At 67.0% G+C, this 21,004-nt stretch carries 17 protein-coding genes; 8 read left to right on the top strand and 9 right to left on the bottom strand.

The window, feature by feature from the left end:
* Window positions 1–30 precede the first annotated feature (30 nt).
* The 3 genes from ACQ5BL_RS22310 to ACQ5BL_RS22300 form a co-directional block, all read right to left on the bottom strand.
* Window positions 31–1,500 (bottom strand): inorganic phosphate transporter, encoded by a 1,470-nt coding sequence (locus tag ACQ5BL_RS22310; protein ID WP_243805469.1) that lies wholly within the window; start codon window positions 1,498–1,500, stop codon window positions 31–33.
* 291 nt (window positions 1,501–1,791) lie between these two features.
* Window positions 1,792–2,013 (bottom strand): hypothetical protein, encoded by a 222-nt coding sequence (locus ACQ5BL_RS22305; RefSeq protein WP_152220859.1) that lies wholly within the window; start codon window positions 2,011–2,013, stop codon window positions 1,792–1,794.
* A 196-nt stretch (window positions 2,014–2,209) separates the two neighbouring features.
* Window positions 2,210–3,286 carry a sigma-54 interaction domain-containing protein gene (locus tag ACQ5BL_RS22300; RefSeq protein ID WP_243805471.1) on the bottom strand — a complete coding sequence of 359 codons (1,077 nt, stop codon included), beginning with the start codon at window positions 3,284–3,286 and terminating at the stop codon, window positions 2,210–2,212.
* A gap of 222 nt (window positions 3,287–3,508) precedes the next feature.
* On the opposite strand from ACQ5BL_RS22300, the gene ACQ5BL_RS22295 reads away from it, so the two are divergent.
* On the top strand, window positions 3,509–3,814 hold the full coding sequence (locus ACQ5BL_RS22295; protein WP_243805473.1) for a PsiF family protein: 306 nt from the start codon (window positions 3,509–3,511) through the stop codon (window positions 3,812–3,814).
* Window positions 3,815–3,983: 169 nt separating this feature from the next.
* On the opposite strand, the gene ACQ5BL_RS22290 is transcribed toward ACQ5BL_RS22295, so the two are convergent.
* From ACQ5BL_RS22290 to dmeF, 3 genes are all read right to left on the bottom strand, one after another.
* Window positions 3,984–4,118 (bottom strand): hypothetical protein, encoded by a 135-nt coding sequence (locus ACQ5BL_RS22290; RefSeq protein ID WP_279381553.1) that lies wholly within the window; start codon window positions 4,116–4,118, stop codon window positions 3,984–3,986.
* Between the two features lie 78 nt (window positions 4,119–4,196).
* The gene (locus ACQ5BL_RS22285) at window positions 4,197–5,126 is read right to left on the bottom strand and encodes a pseudouridine synthase (RefSeq protein ID WP_243805475.1); all 930 of its coding nucleotides are present in this window, start codon (window positions 5,124–5,126) and stop codon (window positions 4,197–4,199) included.
* A gap of 83 nt (window positions 5,127–5,209) precedes the next feature.
* Window positions 5,210–6,163: a CDF family Co(II)/Ni(II) efflux transporter DmeF gene (dmeF, locus tag ACQ5BL_RS22280; RefSeq protein ID WP_243805477.1), complete on the bottom strand. Its 954-nt coding sequence runs from the start codon at window positions 6,161–6,163 to the stop codon at window positions 5,210–5,212.
* A 59-nt stretch (window positions 6,164–6,222) separates the two neighbouring features.
* On the opposite strand from dmeF, the gene ACQ5BL_RS22275 reads away from it, so the two are divergent.
* A complete protein-coding gene (locus ACQ5BL_RS22275) occupies window positions 6,223–6,498 on the top strand; it encodes a metal/formaldehyde-sensitive transcriptional repressor (RefSeq protein ID WP_243805479.1) in 276 nt (91 codons plus the stop codon).
* 9 nt (window positions 6,499–6,507) lie between these two features.
* On the opposite strand, the gene ACQ5BL_RS22270 is transcribed toward ACQ5BL_RS22275, so the two are convergent.
* The gene (locus ACQ5BL_RS22270) at window positions 6,508–6,738 is read right to left on the bottom strand and encodes a DUF2789 domain-containing protein (protein ID WP_207883963.1); all 231 of its coding nucleotides are present in this window, start codon (window positions 6,736–6,738) and stop codon (window positions 6,508–6,510) included.
* A 191-nt stretch (window positions 6,739–6,929) separates the two neighbouring features.
* Between ACQ5BL_RS22270 and ACQ5BL_RS22265 the strand changes: the two genes are divergently transcribed.
* Window positions 6,930–8,132 (top strand): MFS transporter, encoded by a 1,203-nt coding sequence (locus tag ACQ5BL_RS22265; protein ID WP_243805481.1) that lies wholly within the window; start codon window positions 6,930–6,932, stop codon window positions 8,130–8,132.
* Here ACQ5BL_RS22265 and ACQ5BL_RS22260 read toward each other — a convergent pair whose 3' ends face one another.
* The gene (locus ACQ5BL_RS22260) at window positions 8,133–8,735 is read right to left on the bottom strand and encodes a glutathione S-transferase N-terminal domain-containing protein (protein WP_207883967.1); all 603 of its coding nucleotides are present in this window, start codon (window positions 8,733–8,735) and stop codon (window positions 8,133–8,135) included.
* A gap of 238 nt (window positions 8,736–8,973) precedes the next feature.
* Window positions 8,974–9,792 (bottom strand): polyphosphate kinase 2, encoded by an 819-nt coding sequence (gene ppk2, locus ACQ5BL_RS22255; RefSeq protein ID WP_243805483.1) that lies wholly within the window; start codon window positions 9,790–9,792, stop codon window positions 8,974–8,976.
* Between the two features lie 267 nt (window positions 9,793–10,059).
* Here ppk2 and recC point away from each other — a divergent pair, with 267 nt between their 5' ends.
* From recC to ACQ5BL_RS22230, 5 genes are all read left to right on the top strand, one after another.
* On the top strand, window positions 10,060–13,527 hold the full coding sequence (gene recC / locus ACQ5BL_RS22250) for an exodeoxyribonuclease V subunit gamma (RefSeq protein ID WP_243805486.1): 3,468 nt from the start codon (window positions 10,060–10,062) through the stop codon (window positions 13,525–13,527).
* Window positions 13,524–17,210 carry an exodeoxyribonuclease V subunit beta gene (recB, locus tag ACQ5BL_RS22245; RefSeq protein WP_430293272.1) on the top strand — a complete coding sequence of 1,229 codons (3,687 nt, stop codon included), beginning with the start codon at window positions 13,524–13,526 and terminating at the stop codon, window positions 17,208–17,210. The genes recC and recB overlap by 4 nt, the downstream gene beginning before the upstream one ends.
* Window positions 17,207–19,243 (top strand): exodeoxyribonuclease V subunit alpha, encoded by a 2,037-nt coding sequence (recD, locus tag ACQ5BL_RS22240; RefSeq protein ID WP_243805490.1) that lies wholly within the window; start codon window positions 17,207–17,209, stop codon window positions 19,241–19,243. Before recB ends, recD begins: the two co-directional genes overlap by 4 nt.
* Window positions 19,244–19,980: 737 nt before the next feature.
* Window positions 19,981–20,349: a YciI family protein gene (locus tag ACQ5BL_RS22235; protein ID WP_243805492.1), complete on the top strand. Its 369-nt coding sequence runs from the start codon at window positions 19,981–19,983 to the stop codon at window positions 20,347–20,349.
* Window positions 20,350–20,376: 27 nt separating this feature from the next.
* A complete protein-coding gene (locus ACQ5BL_RS22230) occupies window positions 20,377–20,907 on the top strand; it encodes an SRPBCC family protein (protein WP_243805494.1) in 531 nt (176 codons plus the stop codon).
* The last annotated feature ends 97 nt before the right edge of the window (window positions 20,908–21,004 follow it).

The raw sequence follows: 21,004 nt of genomic DNA, 5'->3' as shown, positions 1-21,004 counted from the left end.
GCAGGCGTTCTTTCGAGTGCCGGGGCTGGCTCAGACAAGCTTCGAGGCGAGCCAGAACAGACCGGCGGCCAGGCCCATGGAGGCGGGCAGGGTCAGCACCCAGGCCATGAGAATGTTGCGCACCGTGCTGCCTTGCAGGCCGCTGCGGTTGGCCACCATGGTGCCGGCCACGCCCGAGGACAGCACGTGGGTGGTGGAGACCGGCAGGCTGTAGATGTTGGCCAGGCCGATGGCGGCGGTGGCGGTGAGCTGGGCACTGATGCCCTGGGCATAGGTCATGCCCTGCTTGCCGATCTTCTCGCCGACGGTCAGTACCACGCGCTTCCAGCCGACCATGGTGCCGATGCCCAGGGCCAGGGCCACGGCGATGATCACCCAGAACGGCGCGTACTCGGTGGTGGTGGTCAGGTCCTTGCGCAGCTTCTCCAGGTCCGCCTTCTCGCGGGCCGGCAGCTCGGACAGCTTGCCGACCTTCTTCGCGGTGTCGTCCAGGCACAGCAGGTAGCGGCGTACCTGAACGCGGGCGTCATTGCTCAGTTCGGCGTAGCTGGAAACGCCACGCAGGTCAGCCAGCAGGCCGTTGAGGGTTGCCTCGGTCTGCTTCGCCTCGCAGCGGTAGCGGTCCGGCATGTCGGAGCCGTTGGCCTTGCCCAGGGCCAGCATCTCGCCGAGGGTATCGGAGTGGCGCTGGTAGAACTGCTGCAGGTGGGTGGCGGCGTCACGGGTACGCTCGATCTGGTAGGTGGTGCTGTTCAGGTCGAGGACGAACTGGGCCGGAACGATGCCGATCAGCACCAGCATGATCAGGCCGATACCTTTCTGGCCGTCGTTGGAGCCGTGCACGAAGCTCACGGTCATGGCCGAGACCACCAGCACCAGGCGGTTCCAGAATGGCGGATGCTTCTTCTCGTCGACGTCGCGGCGGGTTTCCGGGGTCTTGTGCATCTTCGACAGCGGATACATCCACTTCAGGCCGAGCAGCAGCGCGGCGGCGACCAGGAAGCCGGCCAGCGGCGAGAAGATCAGCGACAGGCCGATGTCGATCGCCTTGCCCCAGTTGATCCCGTCGGCCACCGGTACGTCGGTCAGCAGCGCGTTGGCCAGGCCCACGCCGAGGATCGAGCCGATCAGGGTGTGCGAGCTGGAGGCGGGAATGCCGAAGTACCAGGTGCCGAGGTTCCAGGTGATGGCGGCGGCGAGCAGCGAGAACACCATGATCAGGCCATGGCTGGTGTTCACGTTGATCAGCAGCTCCACCGGCAGCAGGTGGACGATCGCGTAGGCGACGCCGACGCCACCGAGCAATACGCCGAGGAAGTTGAAGATGCCGGAGAGGATCACCGCGCGGTAGGGCGACATGGCCTTGGTGTAGATGACCGTGGCCACCGCGTTGGCGGTGTCGTGGAAGCCGTTGATGAACTCGAAGGCGAGTACGAACGCCAGTGCCAGAACCAGGCTGACACCTACCCAGATATCGAGTCCGCTGAAGAGATCGAACATGAAGTTTCTATGACCGGTCGGAGACGGGGCGGCGATTATGCCAGAAGCCATTGAGTGCCGTATTCAGCCTGAAACGGTTTCTCGAATTCGCGCGACCTCACGTCGCACGCTGCTTCCAGGCAGGGTGGAAAAGACTTGCAATGCTTCCACGCCGGGCCGCCGGCCCGCCTGATGAATGTTTGAGGTCAGTACCGGGCTCCCCCACGGAGCCCATCCCACCCGCAATTTGCGACCTTCCTACAGCACAAAATCTGCCTGGTCGGCCTCACGGAGGAGCATTCGTACCCGGACCTACGGTTTAAGGGAAGCCGCTTCCTGTTCCTTTTTCAGTCGTTGTTCTTCGATCTTTTCCAGCTCCCGGTCGAAGGCCTGGTCGAGCAGGTTGCGGCGCTTGCGCCACGGCTTTCGTTCGGGGTCCGGCTGGGCGGCGTAGCGAGTGACTTCACCGCCGTACACATCCTTGTAGCGTTGCTCCTGGCGCTCCAGTTCCGCGCGCAGTTCGTCTTTGGTCACGATGTGTCCTGATGACAGAGAGTGTTCGTTGCCGGCGGACGTCCTGTCTGGACGACGCCCCTGGCAGTGTAGACGCTGGACGTTACATAGCCCGGACGACCGGAAACGGCGCGGATTATAACCTTTTGCGCGGGCCGGCCGCAGAAGTGCCGCCGACGGACGGCGGCAGGCCAGCAAGGGTGCGGGTTGCGGGGGCTCAGGCGATACGGCCGAGATTCAGCTCGCCGATCTTCTCCAGCCGCGCACGGACGATATTGCGGCTGATGCCCAGCAGGCGGCCGGTCTGCAGCTGGTTGCCGTGGCAGAAGTGGTACGCCGTGCGGAACAGGACTTCCTCGATGTGCTCGTAAAGGTCGGGCTTGTTGCTTTCGAACAGTTCCAGCAGTGCCTGCTCCAGCGTCGCTTCCACGCGAGGGGCGAGGGCGTGGGGAGTGTGTTCATGGCGCAACAGGTCGTGGCGCGGCGACGATGGCAGTTCGGCCAGTTGCAGGTCGCCCGGCTGCACCTGCTGGTTGCGGCACACCAGCAGCGCATGGTGGATGGCGTTTTCCAGCTCGCGGATGTTGCCCGGCCAGCTGTGGCCGAGCAGCTTGCGCTCGGCCTCGCTGCTCAGCGATGCGCGGTTGTAGCCCAGGCGCTGGCAATGCTCTTCGAGGAAGAATTCGGCCAGCGGCAGGATATCGCCGGGACGCTCGCGCAGCGGCGGCAGGCGGATGGTGGCGACGTGCAGGCGGTAGAACAGGTCCTCGCGGAAGTGCCCGGCGACCACCGCGTCGGCCAGGTTGACGTTGGTCGCGGCGACCACCCGCACGTTGATCGGCACCGGGGTGCGCGAGCCCAGTCGCACCACTTCGCGCTCCTGCAGCACGCGCAGCAGCTTGACCTGCATGTTCAGCGGCAGGTCGCCGATTTCGTCGAGGAACAGGGTGCCGCCATTGGCCGCCTCGAACCAGCCGGCCTTGCTGCTGGTGGCGCCGGTGTAGGCGCCTTTCTCGTGGCCGAACAGTTCGCTCTCCACCAGTGTCTCGGAGAAGGCGCCGCAGTTCACCGCGACGAAGGGCGCGGCGCTGCGCCGGCTGAGCTTGTGGATATGCCGTGCGACCAGCTCCTTGCCGGTGCCGGTCTCGCCGATGATCAGGGCGTTGGCTTCGCTGGGCGCCAGGCGTTCGATACGGCTGAGCAGTTCCTGCGAGCGCGGGTCCTTGAACACCAGCACCGTGGCGCGGACCGACTTGGTTTGCTCGCGGGCATTGGGAAGGGTCAAGAGCGACATGGCAGGCTTCCTGGCGTACCGATGAATGGGTAACGCCATACTGCGACATTTTTGTTATTTCAAAAAATTATTAATTAGAATTTATATATAACTAGAAATTGATTTTATCGGTGGCGGCTCATTAATTTGCGGTGGCGAGTCACACGGCGCCTGCGCCACGGGTCGCCAATGCGGGCGCGCGAGCTACGCTGAGGGAGGCAATCCATCCCAGGAGACCTCTCCATGACCACCGTTCGTATTCCGCTGCTCGCACTGGCCCTTCTGTTCTCGGTGCAAGGCTTCGCTGCCACCGCCGCGCAGACCGCGCAGCAGGAAAAGATGAAGACTTGTAACGCCGACGCCACCGCCAAGGCCCTGAAGGGCGATGAACGCAAGGCGTTCATGAGCAAATGCCTTTCGGCCGGCGGCGACGTCAAGGCGACGACGGCTCAGCAGGAAAAGATGAAGACCTGCAACGCCGATGCGACCAAGAAGGCGCTCAAGGGCGACGAACGCAAGGCGTTCATGAGCACCTGTCTGAAAAAGTGAGGATGGAGCGCGGCAGTGCCGCGCGGTATGCAACAAGGGCAGCCTGGGGCTGCCCTTTTTCTTGGCCGATCCGCTCAGATGCCGGAGAACACCAGCCAGGCGATGATCATTGCGTAGACGACGAACGCCGTGTCGATCCGCAGGCTGGCCGGGAATCGCTGGGAAAGGTTCATTTCCTGCTCACCGCGGACCAGAAGCCCTGGGCATTGCGGAACGGCTGGCGGGCCATCTGTTCGGGGCGGGTGATACCGTCGGCCAGCAGGGCGTTGACGAGGGCGGAAAAGGACTTGGCGCTGTAGCTCATGTTCGGCTCCTGATGCTTTCTCTCCGTTGGGTGGAGCAATGAAAACACCGCGGCCGCTATCGACGGAAATGGATAGCCTTAAGGGTGACCATCGATGAAATTGATGGAAGGCCAGGACAGTTCGAGCTGGCTTTCGAAGTGCCGCGCCTCGCCGGTAATCGGGTCGATGAAGTCCAACTGGCGGGCCAGCAGCTTCAGCGGCTTCTCGTAGTCTTCCGGCGGACGTTCGTCACGGGGCAGCAGGGTGGGGTAGAGCGGATCGAAGCACAGCGCTGCGCCCAGGGCCGACATGTGCACGCGCAACTGGTGGCGCTTGCCGGTCACTGGATGCAGACCGTAGCGCCACAGTGCGCCGCGCCGCTCCAGCACCTCGATGCGCGTTTCGCTGTTGGGGGCGCCGTCCACTTCCTGCATCAGGATGAAGGGATCGCCGTCCACCATCCGCGACTTGCGCACATGGGGAAATTCCAGCTGCGGCAGCGCGGGGGCGATGGCCTCGTACATCTTGTCGATGCGCCGCTCGCGGAACAGTGCCTGGTAGGCGGAGCGGCTGTCGGGATTGGCGGAGAACAGTACCAGCCCGGCGGTGAGCCGGTCGATGCGGTGCAGCGGCACCAGCAGCGGGTTGTCCAGGCGCCTGGCCAGGCGGGCGAGCAGGGTTTGCTCGACGTATTGGCCGGATGGCGTCACCGGCAGGAAGTGCGGCTTGTCCGCCACCACCAGGTGTTCGTCGATATAAAGGACGGACTCCTGGAAGGGTACCGGCGTCTCCTGCGGCACTTCGCGGAAGTAGTGGATGCGCAACGCTTCGCGGTAGGGATGCTCGGGGCCGATGGGCTGGCCGTCGCTGTCCAGCACCTTGCCGCGGGCCATACGGTCGAGCCAGGTATCGCGACTGATGGCCGGGAAGTGCGCGCACAGGCAGTCCAGCACCGTTGCCCAGGGCCCGGCAGGCAAGTGCAGGGTGCTGGCGCGTTGCTGGGCGGCGGAGAAGCGGGAGCTGGACATTGGAAGCGGCGACCGGGGTTCGACAGGCTGCGCATTAGGCCGCAGCCGCGCGGTGGTCGTCAAAGCGGGCGCGACTTCCGGTATCAGGCCGCTACCGGGTTGATCTCCACCGTGATGTGCACCAGCTCCTCGTGCACCTGCAGGCGCTGGCGTACCAGCTCGGGCGTCAGCACGCCGGCAGTGGCCAGGCTCAGGATGCAGGCGTAGCGCGCCTTGCCCACGCGCCACAGGTGCAGGTCGGTGATGCGCGCCGGTTGCGGCAGTTCGGCGACTACCTCGCGGATTTCCTCCACCACCGGGTCGTTCATCTCCGCATCCAGCAACACCCGGCTGCTCTGCTTGAGCAGGCCGACCGACCAGGCCGCCACCAGCACGGCGCCAACGATACCCATCAGCGGATCGAGCCAGGCCGCGCCCCAGAACATGCCGCCGATCAGCGCGACGATGGCCGCTACAGAGGTGGCGGCGTCGGCGAGTACGTGCAGGTAGGCGGCGCGCAGGTTGAGGTCATGGTGATGCTCATGCTGAGGGGCATGCCCATGGTGGTGATGATGGCCGTGTCCGTGGTCATGATGGTGATGCTCGCCACGCAGCAGCCAGGCGCAGACCAGGTTCACCAGCAGGCCGAGCACGGCGATGGCGATGGCCTGCTCGTAGTGGATCGGCGTCGGGGCGAGCAGGCGCGCCACGGATTCGAACAGCATCAGAGCGGCCACGCCCAGCAGCAGGATGGCGCTGGTATAGCTGGCCAGCACCTCGATCTTGAAGGTGCCGAAGGCGAAGCGCGCATCGCCCTTGAAGCGCCGCGCCGCCACATAGGCGAAGAACGCCAGGCCCAGCGCCAGGGCGTGGGAGCTCATGTGCCAGCCGTCGGCGAGCAGGGCCATGGAGTTGAAGAGCCAGCCGCCGACGATTTCCACCACCATCATCACCACGGTCAGCAGCGCGCCGCGCAGGGTGTTGCGTTCAGCCAGGGGATTGCCTTCGTGGAACTGGTGATCGTGCTGGCCGTCTTGCGGCTGTACTGCGTGCTGCATGATGATGGTCCGTAACAGAAGTCTGGATACTATACCCCAGTATACTTTGGAGCATTGGCGTGGGACATACCATCAAGGACCAGAAGAAGCTGCTGACCCGGGTGCGCCGCATCAAGGGGCAGAGCGAGGCACTGGAGCGGGCGCTGGAGGCTGGCAGCGAATGTGCGGCGATCCTGCAGCAGATTGCCGCCATCCGTGGCGCGGTGAATGGCCTGATGGCCGAAGTGCTGGAAGGCCACCTGCGTGACCATCTGGGCGACGCGGAGCGCACCGCCGCCGAGCGCCAGGAGGACCTGGGGCAGGTGGTGAGCGTGCTGCGTTCCTACCTGAAGTAGCGCGGCGGCTCAGCCGGACAGGCGCACCGCCAGTTCGTCGACTTCCTCGGCCCAGTCCGAGTCGTCTTCCAGGGCTTCGCGCAGGAACGTCGCCTGGGCCGGGCTCCAGAACGGCGCGTCCGGCAGTGCCTGACCGGCGGCCAGGCGGTGGCTGCCGAGGAAGGCGTCGATCTCCTGGCGGCCATTGGGCAGGCCGAGTTGCTTGAACAGTGCGCCGAGCGTGTGTGGACTGGTATCCATGGGGCCTCCGGTGAGTCCTTCGAGTGATGGGGACGCGTCGGGCGGACGCGAGTAGCTGCAACAACTATAGGTGCATCTGCCGGAGGGCAGCGCCGGGATCGGCCCGCGTGCACGGAGAATAGATAGCCAGCTTTCAATTTCCCCGGCGCCGCGCAATCATTGACGCAGTTCACCCACCGCCAGGCCTGCCCATGAGCGCTCCCGAGCAGCGAAGTGCCGCCGTAACCCTGCAGATACTCGCGACCGTTTCCTTCACGTTGATCCTCTACCTCAGCATCGGCCTGCTGCTGCCGGTGCTGCCGGGTTTCGTCCACGAAGGCCTGGGCTATGACACGGTCATCGCTGGCGTGGTGATCAGCCTGCAGTACCTCGCCACCCTGATCTCGCGGCCCCTGGCCGGCTACCTGACCGACACCCACGGCGCCAAGCGCGCGGTGCTCTATGGGCTGGGCGTGCTGGGGCTCGGCGGTTTGCTGGTGCTGCTCTCCACCAGCCTGGAGAGTGTGCGCTGGCTGAGCCTGACCCTGCTGCTGGGCAGCCGCCTGCTGTTCGGCCTGGCGCAGGGGCTGATGGGGATCGGCACCGCCAGTTGGGGCATTGCCCAGGTCGGCACGCAGAACACCGCCAAGGTGATTTCCTGGAACGGCATCGTCAGCTATGGCGGCATTGCCGTCGGCGCGCCGTTGGGCGTCACCCTGTCCGGCTCGCTGGGGTTGTGGAGCCTGGGTGCGAGCATTCTGCTGCTGACCGCCCTGGGCCTGTTCACCGCCCGTGGCCGGCAGGCCGTGCCGATCATCGCCGGCACGCGGATGGCCTTCCATGCCGTGCTGGGCCGCGTGCTGCCCTACGGCATGTGCGTGATGGTCGGTTCCATCGGCTTCGGCACCCTGGCCGCCTTCATCACCCTGTATTACGGCAGCCAGGGCTGGGCCAACCCGGCCTGGTGCCTGACGGCGTTCGGCGTCTGCTTCATCGGCGCGCGGCTGCTGTTCTCCTGGACGGTCAACCGCTTGGGCGGCTTCGTGGTCGCAATGGTCTGCCTGGCGGTGGAAGCCTGCGGCCTGCTGCTGCTCTGGCAGGCCCCCGGGCCCGGCATCGCGCTGCTGGGCGCGGCGCTCACCGGTTGCGGTCTGTCGCTGGTCTACCCGTCGCTGGGCGTGGAGGCGGTGCTGCGCATTCCCGCGAGCAGCCGCAGCGCGGGGTTGGGCGCCTACGCGCTGTTCTTCGACCTGGCGCTGGGCGTGGCCGGCCCGCTGATGGGGCTGATCGCCGTCCACCACGGCTATGCGTCGACCTTCCTCGCCGCCGCCATCCTTGCGGCCTGCGGCTTCCTCATCTGCCTGGGTCTGCTGCGCTGGACGCGGCAGCGCCATGAGGAACTGCCGCAGGGTTAATCACACCGGCGGGAAGGCCTTGAAGGCTTCCTGCGATTCGGCATAAAGCGTCCAGTCGTGCAGGGCGGGGTAGGTGTCCGCCGGCATGTACTGGACGTGCAGCAGCTGGATGAAGGTCCAGGCCACGGCAATGCTCAGACCGGCCTGATCGAGTCGTCCATCGCGCGGCAACGGGTGCTCGGTGAGTTCGTTTTCCAGCGCGGCGCAGGCGGCGTGCAACTGCTCCTCGACCCGTCCTTGCCACGGCATGTGCTGCTTGTCTTCCGGACGCTGCTGCTCGTAGTAGCGCTGCACGGCCTTTTCCATTGCCGCCAGTGCCAGCCCCAGCAGGCGGGTGGCGCGCACCCGCGCGGTGGACTCGCCGGGCATCAGGCTGCGCCCGGCTTCATGCTCGATCAGGTCGATGATCAGGGTGGAGTCCATCAGCGTCTGGCCGTCGTCGAGGATCAGCGTCGGGGCCTTGACCACCGGGTTGATCCCGCGGAAGTCCTCGTAGGTGCTGAATACCGAGAGCGGGCGATGCTGGAATTCGACCTCCAGCAGGCGCAGGGAGATGGCGGTACGGCGGACATAGGGCGAATCGAGCATTCCGATCAGTTGCATGGGCGCATCCTGTTAGTGGCGATTACATGGCAGCTGGCGCGGGCTTGCGCGCGAGGGACATGAATCTAGCGACTTTGTCCGCGCAGAAGAATCGAAGATATTGGCAGGTTAGTTCAGGAGCGTTTGTTGCGCGGCTTGCAAGGGCGCAGTCACCTGCGCGGGCGCATAAGGCAATTCGGGGGAGGGCGCGGATGCCGGTGACGGCTACGGGCTGGCGCCATGGCGCCAGCCCGTTGGCTCAGAAGGTTTCGTCGATGTAGTGGAATGGGTAGTCCGGGCTCTTGTACTTGCCGATCTTGCCGCGCTTGGGCAGCTTCACCGCCTCATGGGGCACGTCCTTGTACGGAACATGCTTGAGGATGTGGTTGATGACGTTCAGGCGCACGCGCTTCTTGTCCTCCGAGCGCGCCACGAACCAGGGTGCCCAGGGCGAGTCGGTGGCGGCGAACATCAGGTCGCGGGCGCGGGTGTACTGGTCCCAGAGGTTGAAGGACTTCAGGTCCATCGGCGACAGCTTCCAGACCTTGCGACCGTCGGTGATGCGGTCTTCCAGGCGGCGCGCCTGCTCCTCGGGGCTGACCTCCAGCCAGAACTTCAGCAGGATGATTCCGGACTCGGTCATCATCCGCTCGAACAGCGGCGTGACGGCGAGGAACTTGTCGGCCTGTTCCTCGGTGCAGAAGCCCATCACCCGCTCGACGCCGGCGCGGTTGTACCAGCTGCGGTCGAAGATCACCACTTCGCCGGCGGCGGGCAGATGCTTGATATAGCGCTGGACGTAGAGTTGCGACTTCTCGCGCTCGGTCGGTGCGGGCAGTGCCACCACGCGGAACACGCGCGGGCTGACGCGCTCGGTGATGGCCTTGATGGTGCCGCCCTTGCCGGCGCCGTCGCGCCCTTCGAAGACGATGCAGACCTTCAGGCCCTTGTGCACCACCCACTCCTGCAGCTTGACCAGTTCGACGGTCAGCTTCTTCAGCTGTTCCTCGTACTCCTTGTTCTTCATCTTCCCGGTCTGTTCGGTGGCCGGGTGACTCGCCTTGCTCTTCTTGCCCATTTTCTTCTCCATGGCTGGCCTGTGCGGCCGTGGAGAGGATCATAGCCCCTGGCCGCAGCGCTGGATGCTAATTGAGTTGGATTCGAAAATGTAGGAGGTGTCCGGCGATGATCGTGCTTTATGGACGCCGATAATCAGCCATTTCGAGGTGGCGGCGAAAATAGCTGAGTCGAGCAGGGAAAAAGGCTGCCTCGATGCGAGCTTTTTGGTGAAATGCGGAGCATTCCAAGCGGCGCACGAATGATGTCGCCAGAACCAGGAGAGACGATGAGCGAGCAGCGACTGACCCCCGGCCTGATGGTGATCCACGGCAACCATCCGGAAGCGCTGCGCGACCTGCTGGTGCAGTGGATGAGTCTGCACCCGCTGGCGCCGCTGGAGAACGAAGTCATCCTGGTGCAGAGCAACGGCATCGCCCAGTGGCTGAAGCTGGCGCTGGGGCGCGATGTGGCGGAGGGCGGCTGCGGCGTGACCGCCGCGCTCGACGTGCAACTGCCCGCGCAATTCCTCTGGCGCGCCTACCGTGGTGCGCTGGGCCGCGATGAAATCCCCGAGGTCTCGGTGCTCGACAAGGGCCCGCTGACCTGGCGCCTGATGCGCCTGCTGCCGACCCTGCTGGAACAGGACGAATTCGCCACCCTGCAGCGCTTCCTCGCCGACGACGCCGACCTGCGCAAGCGCCACCAGTTGGCCGAGCGCCTGGCCGACCTGTTCGACCAGTACCAGGTCTACCGCGCCGACTGGCTGGAGGACTGGAGCCGGGGCGTCGATCAGCTGCGCCTGGCCAATGGCACGGTGCGCGAACTGGAGGCGGACAACCGCTGGCAGGCCGCGCTGTGGCGCGCGCTACTCGCTGATGTGGGCCCCGAAGGCCTGGCCACCAGCCGCGCCGGTGTGCATGGGCGCTTCATCGAGAAGCTCAAGGGCGCCGAGAACCCGCTGGCGAACCTGCCGCGCCGCGTCGTGGTATTCGGCATCTCCGCGATGCCGGCGCAGACGGTGGAAGCCCTCGCCGTGCTGGCGCGCCACGCCCAGGTGCTGCTCTGCGTGCACAACCCCTGCCGCCACCATTGGGCCGACATCGTCGCCGACAAGGACCTGCTGCGCCACGAATACCGCCGTCAACGCCGCCGCGCCGGTACCCCGGAGCTGCTCAGCGACGACCAGCAGCACCAGTATGCGCAGCCGCTGCTGGCCGCCTGGGGCAAGCAGGGCCGCGACTACATCAACCTGCTCGACCAGTACGACGACCCGGAAAGCTACCGCGCGCGCCTGGGCGCGGTGAGCAACGGGCGCATCGACCTGTTCAGCGAGGACGAGCCGCACAACCTGCTCGGCCAGCTGCAGGACGACATCCTCGAACTGCGCCCGCTGGCCGAAAGCCGCGAGCACTGGCCGGCGGTCGATCCGCAGGCGGACGACTCGGTGCGCTTCCACGTCGCCCACAGCGCGCAGCGCGAGGTGGAAATCCTCCATGACCAGCTGCTCGCCCGCTTCGACGCAGACCCGACACTGCGCCCGCGCGACGTGATCGTCATGGTGCCGGACATCAACCCCTACGCGCCGCACATCGAGGCCGTGTTCGGCCAGGTGCCGCGCGACGACAAGCGTTTCATTCCCTACACCCTGGCCGACCAGGGGCAGCGCGGCCGCGAGCCGCTGCTGGTGGCGCTGGAGCACCTGCTGCGCCTGCCCGACAGCCGCTTCGCCGTCAGCGAGATCCTCGACCTGCTGGACGTCGCCGCCCTGCGCGAGCGCTTCGGCCTGGCCGAAGCGGACCTGCCGCTGCTGCGCCGCTGGATCGACGGCGCCGGCGTGCGCTGGGGGCTCGACGGCCAGCAGCGCGAACGCCTCGGCCTGCCCTCCGCCGACGAAGCCAACAGCTGGCGTTTCGGTCTGCGGCGCATGCTGCTGGGCTTTGCGGTGGGTGAGGGCGAAGCCTTTCAGGGCATCGAACCCTACGCGGAAATCGGCGGGCTCGATGCCGCCGCGCTTGGCCCGCTGGCCGGGCTGCTCGGCGCGCTGGAAAAGGCCTGCGACCTGCTCGCCGAGGAAGCCGAGCCGAAGGTCTGGGCAGAGCGCCTGCGGGCACTGCTCGACGCCTTCTTCCGCGTCACCGACGACCACGATGAGTTGCTCCGGCAGCAATTGCTGGACCTGCTCGAACGCTGGCTGGAAACCTGTCAGCACGCCGGTTTCACCGATCCGCTGCCGCTCTCGGTGGTGCGCGAAGCCTGGCTCGGCGGGCTGGATGCTGGTGGCCTGAACCAGCGCTTCCTGGCTGGTGCGGTGAGCTTCTGCACCCTGATGCCGATGCGTGCGATTCCCTTTCAGCTGGTCTGCCTGCTGGGCATGAACGACGGCGACTACCCCCGCCCGCAATCGCCGCTGGACTTCGACCTGATGCGCAACGACTACCGCCCCGGCGACCGTTCGCGCCGCGAGGACGACCGTTACCTGCTGCTCGAAGCGCTGCTCTCGGCGCGCCGCCAGCTCTACGTCAGCTGGGTCGGCCGGAGCATCCGCGACAACAGCGAGCGGCCGCCGTCGGTGCTGATCGGCCAGCTGCGCGACCACCTCGCCGATGGCTGGCGCCGCGCCGACGGCGGTGACCTGCTGCACGGCCTGGCCCTGGAGCATCCGCTGCAACCCTTCAGCCGTGCCTATTTCGGCGAAGCGTCGGGTCAGGGGATCGACGGCCTCTACACCTACGCCCGCGAATGGCGGGACGTGCACCGCGAGCAGGCGGTCGAGATCGATGACGCGCCCTTGCCGCCGTTGGCCCTCGATGCGCCGATCGGCCTGCGCGTGCTGTCCGACTTCCTCGCCAATCCGGTCGGCGCCTTCTTCGTCCAGCGTCTCAAGGTACGTTTCGCCGAGGAGCAGCTCACCGGCCAGGATGAGGAACCCTTCGAGCTCAATGGCCTGGATGTCTGGCAACTGCAGTTCGAACTGTGCGAGCGCATGCGCCCGTGGGTCGAGCAGCATTGGCAGGACGAGCAACTGGAGTCGCAGCTGACCGGGCAGGTCGAACGCCTGCGCCGCGAGGGCCGCCTGCCGCTGGCCGCTTTCGGCGAGTTCTCCGCCCAGTCGCTGGTGGCGCCGCTGCATGACCTGCTGGCCCGGTACCGCGAACAGCTGGAGCACTGGTCCCAGGTGGAAGAGGAGCAGCGGGAGCTCGATCATGAACACGCCGGCATCGAGTTGGCCGACTGGCTCGGCGGCCTGCGCCGCAATGCCGAGGGCCAGCTCGCCAGCCTGCAACTGGTCAGCGGCAAGCTCCACGAAGGCAAGGGCTACAAATGGCACGGGCTGGTGCGTCCCTGGGTGCGCCACCTGGCGTTGCAGCTGTGCGGTGAGCCGGTGACCAGCGTGCTGGTCGGCCTGACCGGCACCCTGGAGTTCCCGGCGCTGCCGGCCGAGCAGGCGCGCGCCGAACTGAACAACCTGATGGCTGCCTGGTTCCAGGGCATGAGCCGCCCGCTGCCGGTGGCCTGCAAGACCGCCTTCGCCTGGCTGGCCGCCGGGGAGGACGCCGAACGCGCCGCCCGCGAGGCCGCCAAGCGCTATGACGGCAGCTACAACCTCAGCGGTGAGGCGGCATCCTCGGCGGCGCTGGCGCGGGTCTATCCGGACTTCGCCAGTCTCAACGCCAGCGAGGAATTTGCCGCGTGGGCCGAAGCGCTCTACGGACCCTTGTTCGAACTGCTGCAACGCAAGGAGGCGGAACAATGAGCGCCGTCGAGCTGAAGCCGCTTGAGTTTCCGCTGCATGGCAGCCGGCTGATCGAGGCCAGCGCCGGCACCGGCAAGACCTTCACCATCGCCTTGCTCTATGTGCGGCTGGTGCTTGATCACGGCGGTGAGCAGGCTTTCGGCCGGCCGCTGAGCCCACCGGAAATCCTCGTGGTGACCTTCACCGAAGCGGCGACGCAAGAGCTGCGCGAACGCATCCGCGCGCGCCTGGGCGAGGCGGCGCACTGTTTCGCCGAGCCCGAGGGCGAGCACGACGGCCTGCTGCTGACGCTGCGCGCCAGCTACCCCGCCGAGCGCTGGCCGGGCTGCGCGCGTCTGCTGCGTCTGGCCGCCGAATGGATGGACGAGGCCGCCGTCTCCACCATCCACAGCTGGTGCTACCGCATGTTGCGCGAGCACGCCTTCGACAGCGGCAGCCTGTTCACCCAGGACCTGGCGGCCGACCAGAGCGAGCTGCTCGCCGAAGCGGTGCGCGACTACTGGCGACGCAATTTCTATCCACTGGGCGCGGCTGCCGCCAATGCCGTGCGCCATTGCTACGCCGGCCCGGAGGCGCTGATGCGCGCCCTGCAACCGCTGCTGGCCGCGCAGGAAGCGGGCTTCCGTTACGGCGACCAACCGCTCTCTGCACCGGCCTCGCTGGGCGAGCTGCTGGAATCTACCGGGCAGTGGTACGACGAACTCGCCGCCGCCGAAACCCGCGCCCGCGAAGCCTGGGCGGCGGATCGCGGCAATCTTGGCGAACTGCTGCGCAACCTGCGTGGCGACCTCAACGGCAACAGCTATCGCGGCAAGGACGACGACGCCATCTTCGGTGGCTGGCTCGAAGCGCTGGATGCCTGGAGCGAGGGCGCCGACGCACCGGACAACCTGGCCAAATTCGGCCAGACGCGGATCAAGGTCAAAGCCAAGGCCGTGGTGCCGGAACACCCGGCGCTGCAAGCCATCGACGCCTGGGCCGAAGGCTCGGACCAGCGCCCGGACATCGCCCCGCAGCTCCTGCTGCACGCCTTGGGCGAAGTGCGCCAGAGCCTGGAGGCAGAGAAGCAGAAACGCGCCGAACTGGGCTTCGACGACCTGCTGGTGCGCCTCGACCGCGCCCTGGCCGGCAGCGGCGGCGAGCGCCTGGCCGAACGCATCCGCGAGCAGTTCCCGGTGGCGCTGATCGACGAGTTCCAGGACACCGACCCGCTGCAGTACCGCATCTTCGAGCGCGTCTACCGCATCGGCGAGAACCCGAGGAACCTCGGCCTGTTCATGATCGGCGACCCCAAGCAGGCGATCTACGCCTTCCGCGGCGCCGACATCCACACCTACCTGCGCGCCCGCGCCGCCACCGCCGGGCGCCACTACACCCTGGGCACCAACTTCCGCTCCACGCGCGCCATGGTGGCGGCGGCGAACCGCTGCTTCCTGTTCGCCGAGGGACATCCGCGCGGGGCGTTCCGCTTCGCCGTGGAAGGCCAGGACAATCCCGTGCCCTTCCTCGAAGTCGGCGCCCGTGGGCGTGAGGAAACGCTGCTGCTCGAAGGCACCGAAGCGCCGGCCATGACTTTCTGGCAACTGGACAACGACGGCCAGGTCTGCGGTTCGACGCTCTATCGCCAGGAGATGGCCGCGCGCAGCGCCAGTGCCATCCAGCGTTGGTTGAGCTCCGCACAGAGTGGCTTCCGCGATGCCGATGGCAACTGGCGCGCACTGCGCCCGGCGGATATCGCCATCCTGGTGCGCGGCCGCAGCGAGGCCGAAGCGGTGCGCAGCGAGCTGGCGGCACGCCGGCTGGCCAGCGTCTACCTGTCCGACCGCGATTCGGTGTTCGACAGCCCCGAAGCGACAGACCTGTTGCACTGGCTGCGCGCCTGTGCCGACCCCGGCGACGATGGCGCCTTGCGCATCGCCCTGGCCACCCGCAGCCTGGCGCTGGACTTGGCGACCCTGGAGCGGCTGAACCAGGACGAGCGTTTCTGGGAAGACATGGTGTTGCGCTTCCGCGACTACCGCGTGCTCTGGCAGCAGCAGGGCGTGCTGCCGATGCTGCGCCGTCTGCTGGCTGACTTCGCCTTGCCGGCGCGCCTGCTGCGGCAGATCGACGGCGAGCGCAGCCTGACCAACCTGCTGCACCTGGCCGAGTGGCTGCAGCGTGAGGCGGTGGAGCTGGACGGCGAGCACGCGCTGCTGCGGGTGTTGGCGGAACAGTTGGAAAGCCCCTCCAGCGAGGAAATCCTCCGCCTGGAAAGCGACGCCGACCTGATCAAGGTGGTGACCATCCACAAGTCCAAGGGCCTGGAGTACCCGCTGGTGCTGCTGCCCTTCATCTGCAGCTGGCGCGAACTGGATGGCAAGAGCGCCACGCCGCCGAGCTTCCAGAGTGGCGAGGCGCGGGTGGTGGAGCTGTCCCGCGACAAGGAACTGGCCAAGGCGGCCTATCAACAGGCCAACGACGAACGCCTGAGCGAGGACATGCGCCTGCTCTACGTGGCCCTGACCCGCGCGCGGCATGCCGTGTGGCTGGGCGTGGCGCCGCTGGTGATGAGCAACAGCAAGAGCCCGGAGCTGCACAAGGGCGCCATGGGCTACCTGCTCGGCGGCGGCAATGCGCTGAGCGTCGAGGACGTGGCCGCGCGGCTGGGCGAGTTGCAGGCCGGGCAGGGCGAAATCGTCCTCGACGCGGCGCCCGATGCCGACCTGCAGCTCTTCGTCGGCCCGCAGGCCGGCGAACTGGGCGCGGCCCGCGAGCCACGCCGGCGGGTGGCGGAGAAATGGTGGATCGCCAGCTATTCCGCGCTGGCGACCCTGGCCGGCGATGAGGACATCGAATCGCCGGCACCGGCCCCCGCGGCGGACGAACCCACCAGCGCCGGCGAAGACCTGCTGCGCGAAGGCAGCCTGGAGGAAACCCGCGAGGCCGACGCCGTGCCGGCGCCGGGCAGCCTGCACGCCTTCCCTCGCGGGGCCAATCCCGGCAGCTTCCTCCACGGTCTGCTGGAGTGGGCCGCCGACGAGGGCTTCGGCGCCTGCGACGCGCAGCAGCTACGCGATCAATTGGCGCGCCGTTGCCAGGTGCGCGGCTGGGAGGCCTGGATCGAGCCGCTGCACGCCTGGCTGACGCAACTGCTGCATACCGCTTTCCGCCTGCCCGATGCCGCGCCGGTCAGCCTGGCCGGGCTGGCCAGCTACCAGAAGGAAATGGAGTTCTGGTTCGCCACCCGCCAGGTGGACAGCCAGCGCCTGGATCGCATCGTCACCCGCCATACCCTCGGCGGCGCGGCGCGGCCGGCGCTACAGGCCAACCAGCTCAACGGCATGCTCAAGGGTTTCATCGACCTGGTGTTCGAACACGAAGGCCGCTACTACGTGGCCGACTACAAATCCAACTGGCTCGGTGCCGACGACGAGGCCTACACCGAGCCGGCCTTGCGCGAGGCGCTGCTGGAGCACCGCTACGACCTGCAGTACGCGCTTTACCTGTTCGCCCTGCACCGCTTGCTTCAGGCGCGCCTGCCCGATTACGACTACGACCGCCACGTTGGCGGGGCGATGTACCTGTTCCTTCGCGGCAGCCAGTCGGCGACCCAGGGCCTGTACCTGGAGCGGCCGCCCAAAGCCCTGATGGAGGAACTGGACCGCCTGTTCCGCGCCGTGGATGAGGAGATGCCGGCATGACCGCGCCGCAGAGAACCGCCGGTGAAATGCTCGAACTGATCGGCCGCTGGGCCGAGCGCGGCTGGCTGCGCGAGCTCGACCGCGCCTTCGCGGCCTTCCTGGTCGAGCGCGTGGCGGATGCGCATCCGCTGCTGATCCTGGCGGCCGCGCTGGCCAGCCACCAGCTCGGTCGCGGGCACGTCTGCCTCGACCTCGCGGCGACCCTGGCCGACAGCCGTTTCGCCCTGTCGCTGCCACCGGAAGGCGACTCCGCCAAGGACGCCCCCGAGCTGCCCGACGTGCTGCTCGATGGCATCGAGCTGGAGGCCTGGCAGGCCGCGCTGAACGACCCGCGCCTGATCGGCGAGGGTGCCGGCGATACGCCGCTGGTGCGCGCCGGCCGACGCCTGTACCTGCGGCGCTATTGGCAATACGAGTGCGCGGTGCGCGCCGGGATCGACCAGCGCCTGCGCCAGGGCGAGGCATTGCGTGCGAAGTTGCCCGTCGCGCCGTTGCGCCAGGCGCTGGATGCGCTGTTCCCGAAGAAAGCCGGCGCTTCGGCTGATTGGCAGAAGCTGGCGTGCGCGTTGGTGGCGGGCAATGCCTTCGGCATCGTCACCGGCGGTCCCGGCACCGGCAAGACCACCACGGTGGTCAAGCTCTTGGCGCTGCTGCAAAGCCTGGCTCTGGGGGAGGGCGGACGGCCGCTGCGTATCCGCCTCGCCGCACCCACCGGCAAGGCCGCCGCGCGCCTGAACGAATCCATCGCCGGCGCCGTGCAGCGCCTGCAACTTGACGGCCTGCCCAACGGCGAGGCCGCGCGCGAAGCGATTCCCACCGAAGTCACCACGCTGCACCGCCTGCTCGGCAGCCGCCCGGACAGCCGCCAGTTCCGCCACCACGCCGGCAACCCGCTGGCGCTGGAGCTGCTGGTGGTGGACGAAGCCTCGATGGTCGACCTGGAAATGATGGCGTCGCTCCTCGCCGCGTTGCCGCCGCGCGCGCGGCTGATCCTGCTGGGCGACAAGGACCAGCTGGCCTCGGTGGAAGCCGGCGCCGTATTGGGTGAGCTGTGCAGCCGCGCCCGCGAAGGCCACTATCGACCCGCCACCCGTGACTGGCTGGAAGCAGTGACCGGTGAGCCCATCGATCCGGTCCTGCTGGACGCGCAGGGAAGCGACCTCGACCAGGCCGTGGCCATGCTCCGTCACAGCCATCGCTTCAGCGCCGACAGCGGTATCGGACAGCTGGCGGAAGCGGTCAACGCGGGCGATATCCCGGCATTGCGCGAGGTATGGAAGGCCCGCCACGAAGACTTGACCCGCATCGCCGTGGATGCCCAGGACACCCGCAGCCTGCGCGGTCTGGTGGTGGATGGCGGACGCGGCGGAGATTTGCTCGGGCCGGTCGGCTATCGCCATTACCTCGGCGTGCTGGCAGCCAAGAGGCCGGCCGAGAACGCCGACCAGGCAGCGCTGGACGACTGGGCGCGGCAGGTGCTGGAAGCCCACGGGCAGTTCCAGCTGCTCTGCGCCTTGCGCCGTGGGCCCTGGGGTGTCGAAGGGCTCAACACGCTGATTACCGAGCTGCTGCATAGCGAAGGACTGATCCCCTCGACGCACGCCTGGTTCCTCGGCCGCCCGGTGCTGGTCACCCGTAACGACTATGGCCTGGGCCTGATGAACGGGGATATCGGCATCACCCTGGCGCTGCCGCAAACGGCGGACGACGGCAGCGTGCGCTGGGTGCCGCGCGTGGCCTTCCCGGCGGGCGACGGCACTGCCGGCATCCGCTGGATCCTGCCCAGTCGCCTGCAGGCGGTGGAAACGGTGTTCGCCATGACGGTGCACAAGTCCCAGGGCTCGGAGTTCACCCATGCCGCGCTGCTATTGCCGGACAGCCTCAATCCGATCCTCACCCGCGAGCTGGTCTACACCGGCATCACCCGCGCCCGCCAGTGGTTCACCCTGGCCAGCGCGGGGCGCGGCTGGCAGGTGCTGGAACAGGCGACGGAGCGGCGGGTGCAGCGGGCGAGCGGGCTGCTGGAGAGCTGAGTTCCGCGGGCTCGCGGTCCGGAAACGGGGAGCTCTTCGTAGGATGGCGTGGAGCGAAGCGATACCCATCGCGGCGGATAGTGCCTGAGGCGTTATCCGCGCTACGGGGCTGCGGCGTTTCCCTGTAGGAGCGAGCTTGCTCGCGAACACATTCACCGGCGACTCCAGCGCTGGGCGATTCGCGAGCAAGCTCGCTCCTACGAAAAGCGAAAAGCGGTTTCCAGAGAAATCTCTGCGCGCACCGGAGCGCCCCTTCAGGAGGCCGAGTGTAATCGGAGTTACAGGGGTTGAGCGGCATGGATGCCGCGAGAGCGTCGACGGGCCAGGGATGGCCCGTCGACGCGTGCCCCTGAAACTCCGATGGAGCGAGGGTATTTTTCGCCTAAGCGAAAAACCGGATGCAGGGGCAAGCCCTTTTGGTTCCTTTTGGGGCCCCAAAAGGGACTCGCCCGAGGGGGCGAAACAATATCTCTCAGCGCACGCCGAAGCGGCGCAGAAACACCAAACCCCAAAACGGCGGATAACGCCTTACGCGTTATGCGCCCTACGAAAAGCAAGAGCATCGCGGACGGAGTCCGCTCCTACGGAAGCGGGTGATTCCGAAGCTCCTCCCAACCATGCGTGAGCTCCGCGCTCAGCGTTTGAATCCCTGGCGAAAAAATTTCCCTGCTGCTGTCGATTTCCGTTTCCGTGCTTCGACTATGGATAAAACCCAGTCGCCAAGCCGGGAGTCGAGCATGAAATACCTCTGCCTGATCTACGTGGACGACACCCGTCTCGCCAGCCTGCCGGGGCCGGTATTTCGCCAGGTAATCGACGAATGCCGCTGCAACGAGGAGCGCCTGCGCGAGAACGGCCAGTTGCTGGCCGCGCAGGCGCTGGAGCCGGTGACCAGCGCCACCACCCTGCGCCACAAGGGCGGCGACCTGCAGATCACCGACGGTCCGTTCGCCGAGACCAAGGAACACCTGGGCGGCTTCGTGCTGCTGGAGGCGCGCGATCTCAACGAGGCGCTGCAGATCGCCGGTCGCCTGCCGTCGGGCCGGCTAGGCTGCGTCGAGGTCCGTCCGGTCCGCGACTGGGACCGTTATTTCGCCGGGCAATGAGCCCATCGACACCATCAGGAGGATGTCATGTTGAAGTGGATCGCAGTGGTCGTGGTGCTGGCCGTAATCGTGGTGCTGGTTCTGGCGGCGAGCCGCCCGGACAGCTTCCGGGTGGAGCGTACGGCACGTATCCAGGCGCCACCGGAGAGGGTCTTCGCCTTCATCGAGGACTTCCACCGCTGGCCGCAATGGTCGCCCTTCGAGAAGCTCGACCCGGACATGCAGCGCAGCTTCTCGGGTGCGGACAAGGGCCGTGGTGCGGTGTACGCCTGGGCCGGCAACAGCAAGGCCGGGGAAGGGCGCATGGAAATCATCGAAAGCACGCCGGCTTCGCGGGTGACCATTGCGCTGGACTTCTTCAAACCGTTCAAGGCCAGCAACACCGCCGAGTTCACCCTGCTGCCGCGCGACGGCGGCACCGACGTGACCTGGGCGATGTACGGCCCCACGCCCTTCGTGGCGAAGATCATGCACCTGTTCTTCAGCATGGACAGCATGGTCGGCAAGGACTTCGAGGCGGGCCTGGCCACCCTCAAGCGGCTCAGCGAGCAGGGCTGAGCTATCCCCATGACCGACGATCCCGGAGGTCCGACATGTGTCCCTTGTGTCTTTCCACCCTGACGCTGGCGGTGTCCGGCGCCCTTTCCGTCGGCGG

This window comes from Pseudomonas sp. B1-22, from assembly GCF_050474425.1.
GTDB lineage: Bacteria > Pseudomonadota > Gammaproteobacteria > Pseudomonadales > Pseudomonadaceae > Pseudomonas.
Note: the sequence above shows the minus strand (reverse complement) of the source record. Positions and strands in the feature narration are given on the sequence as shown.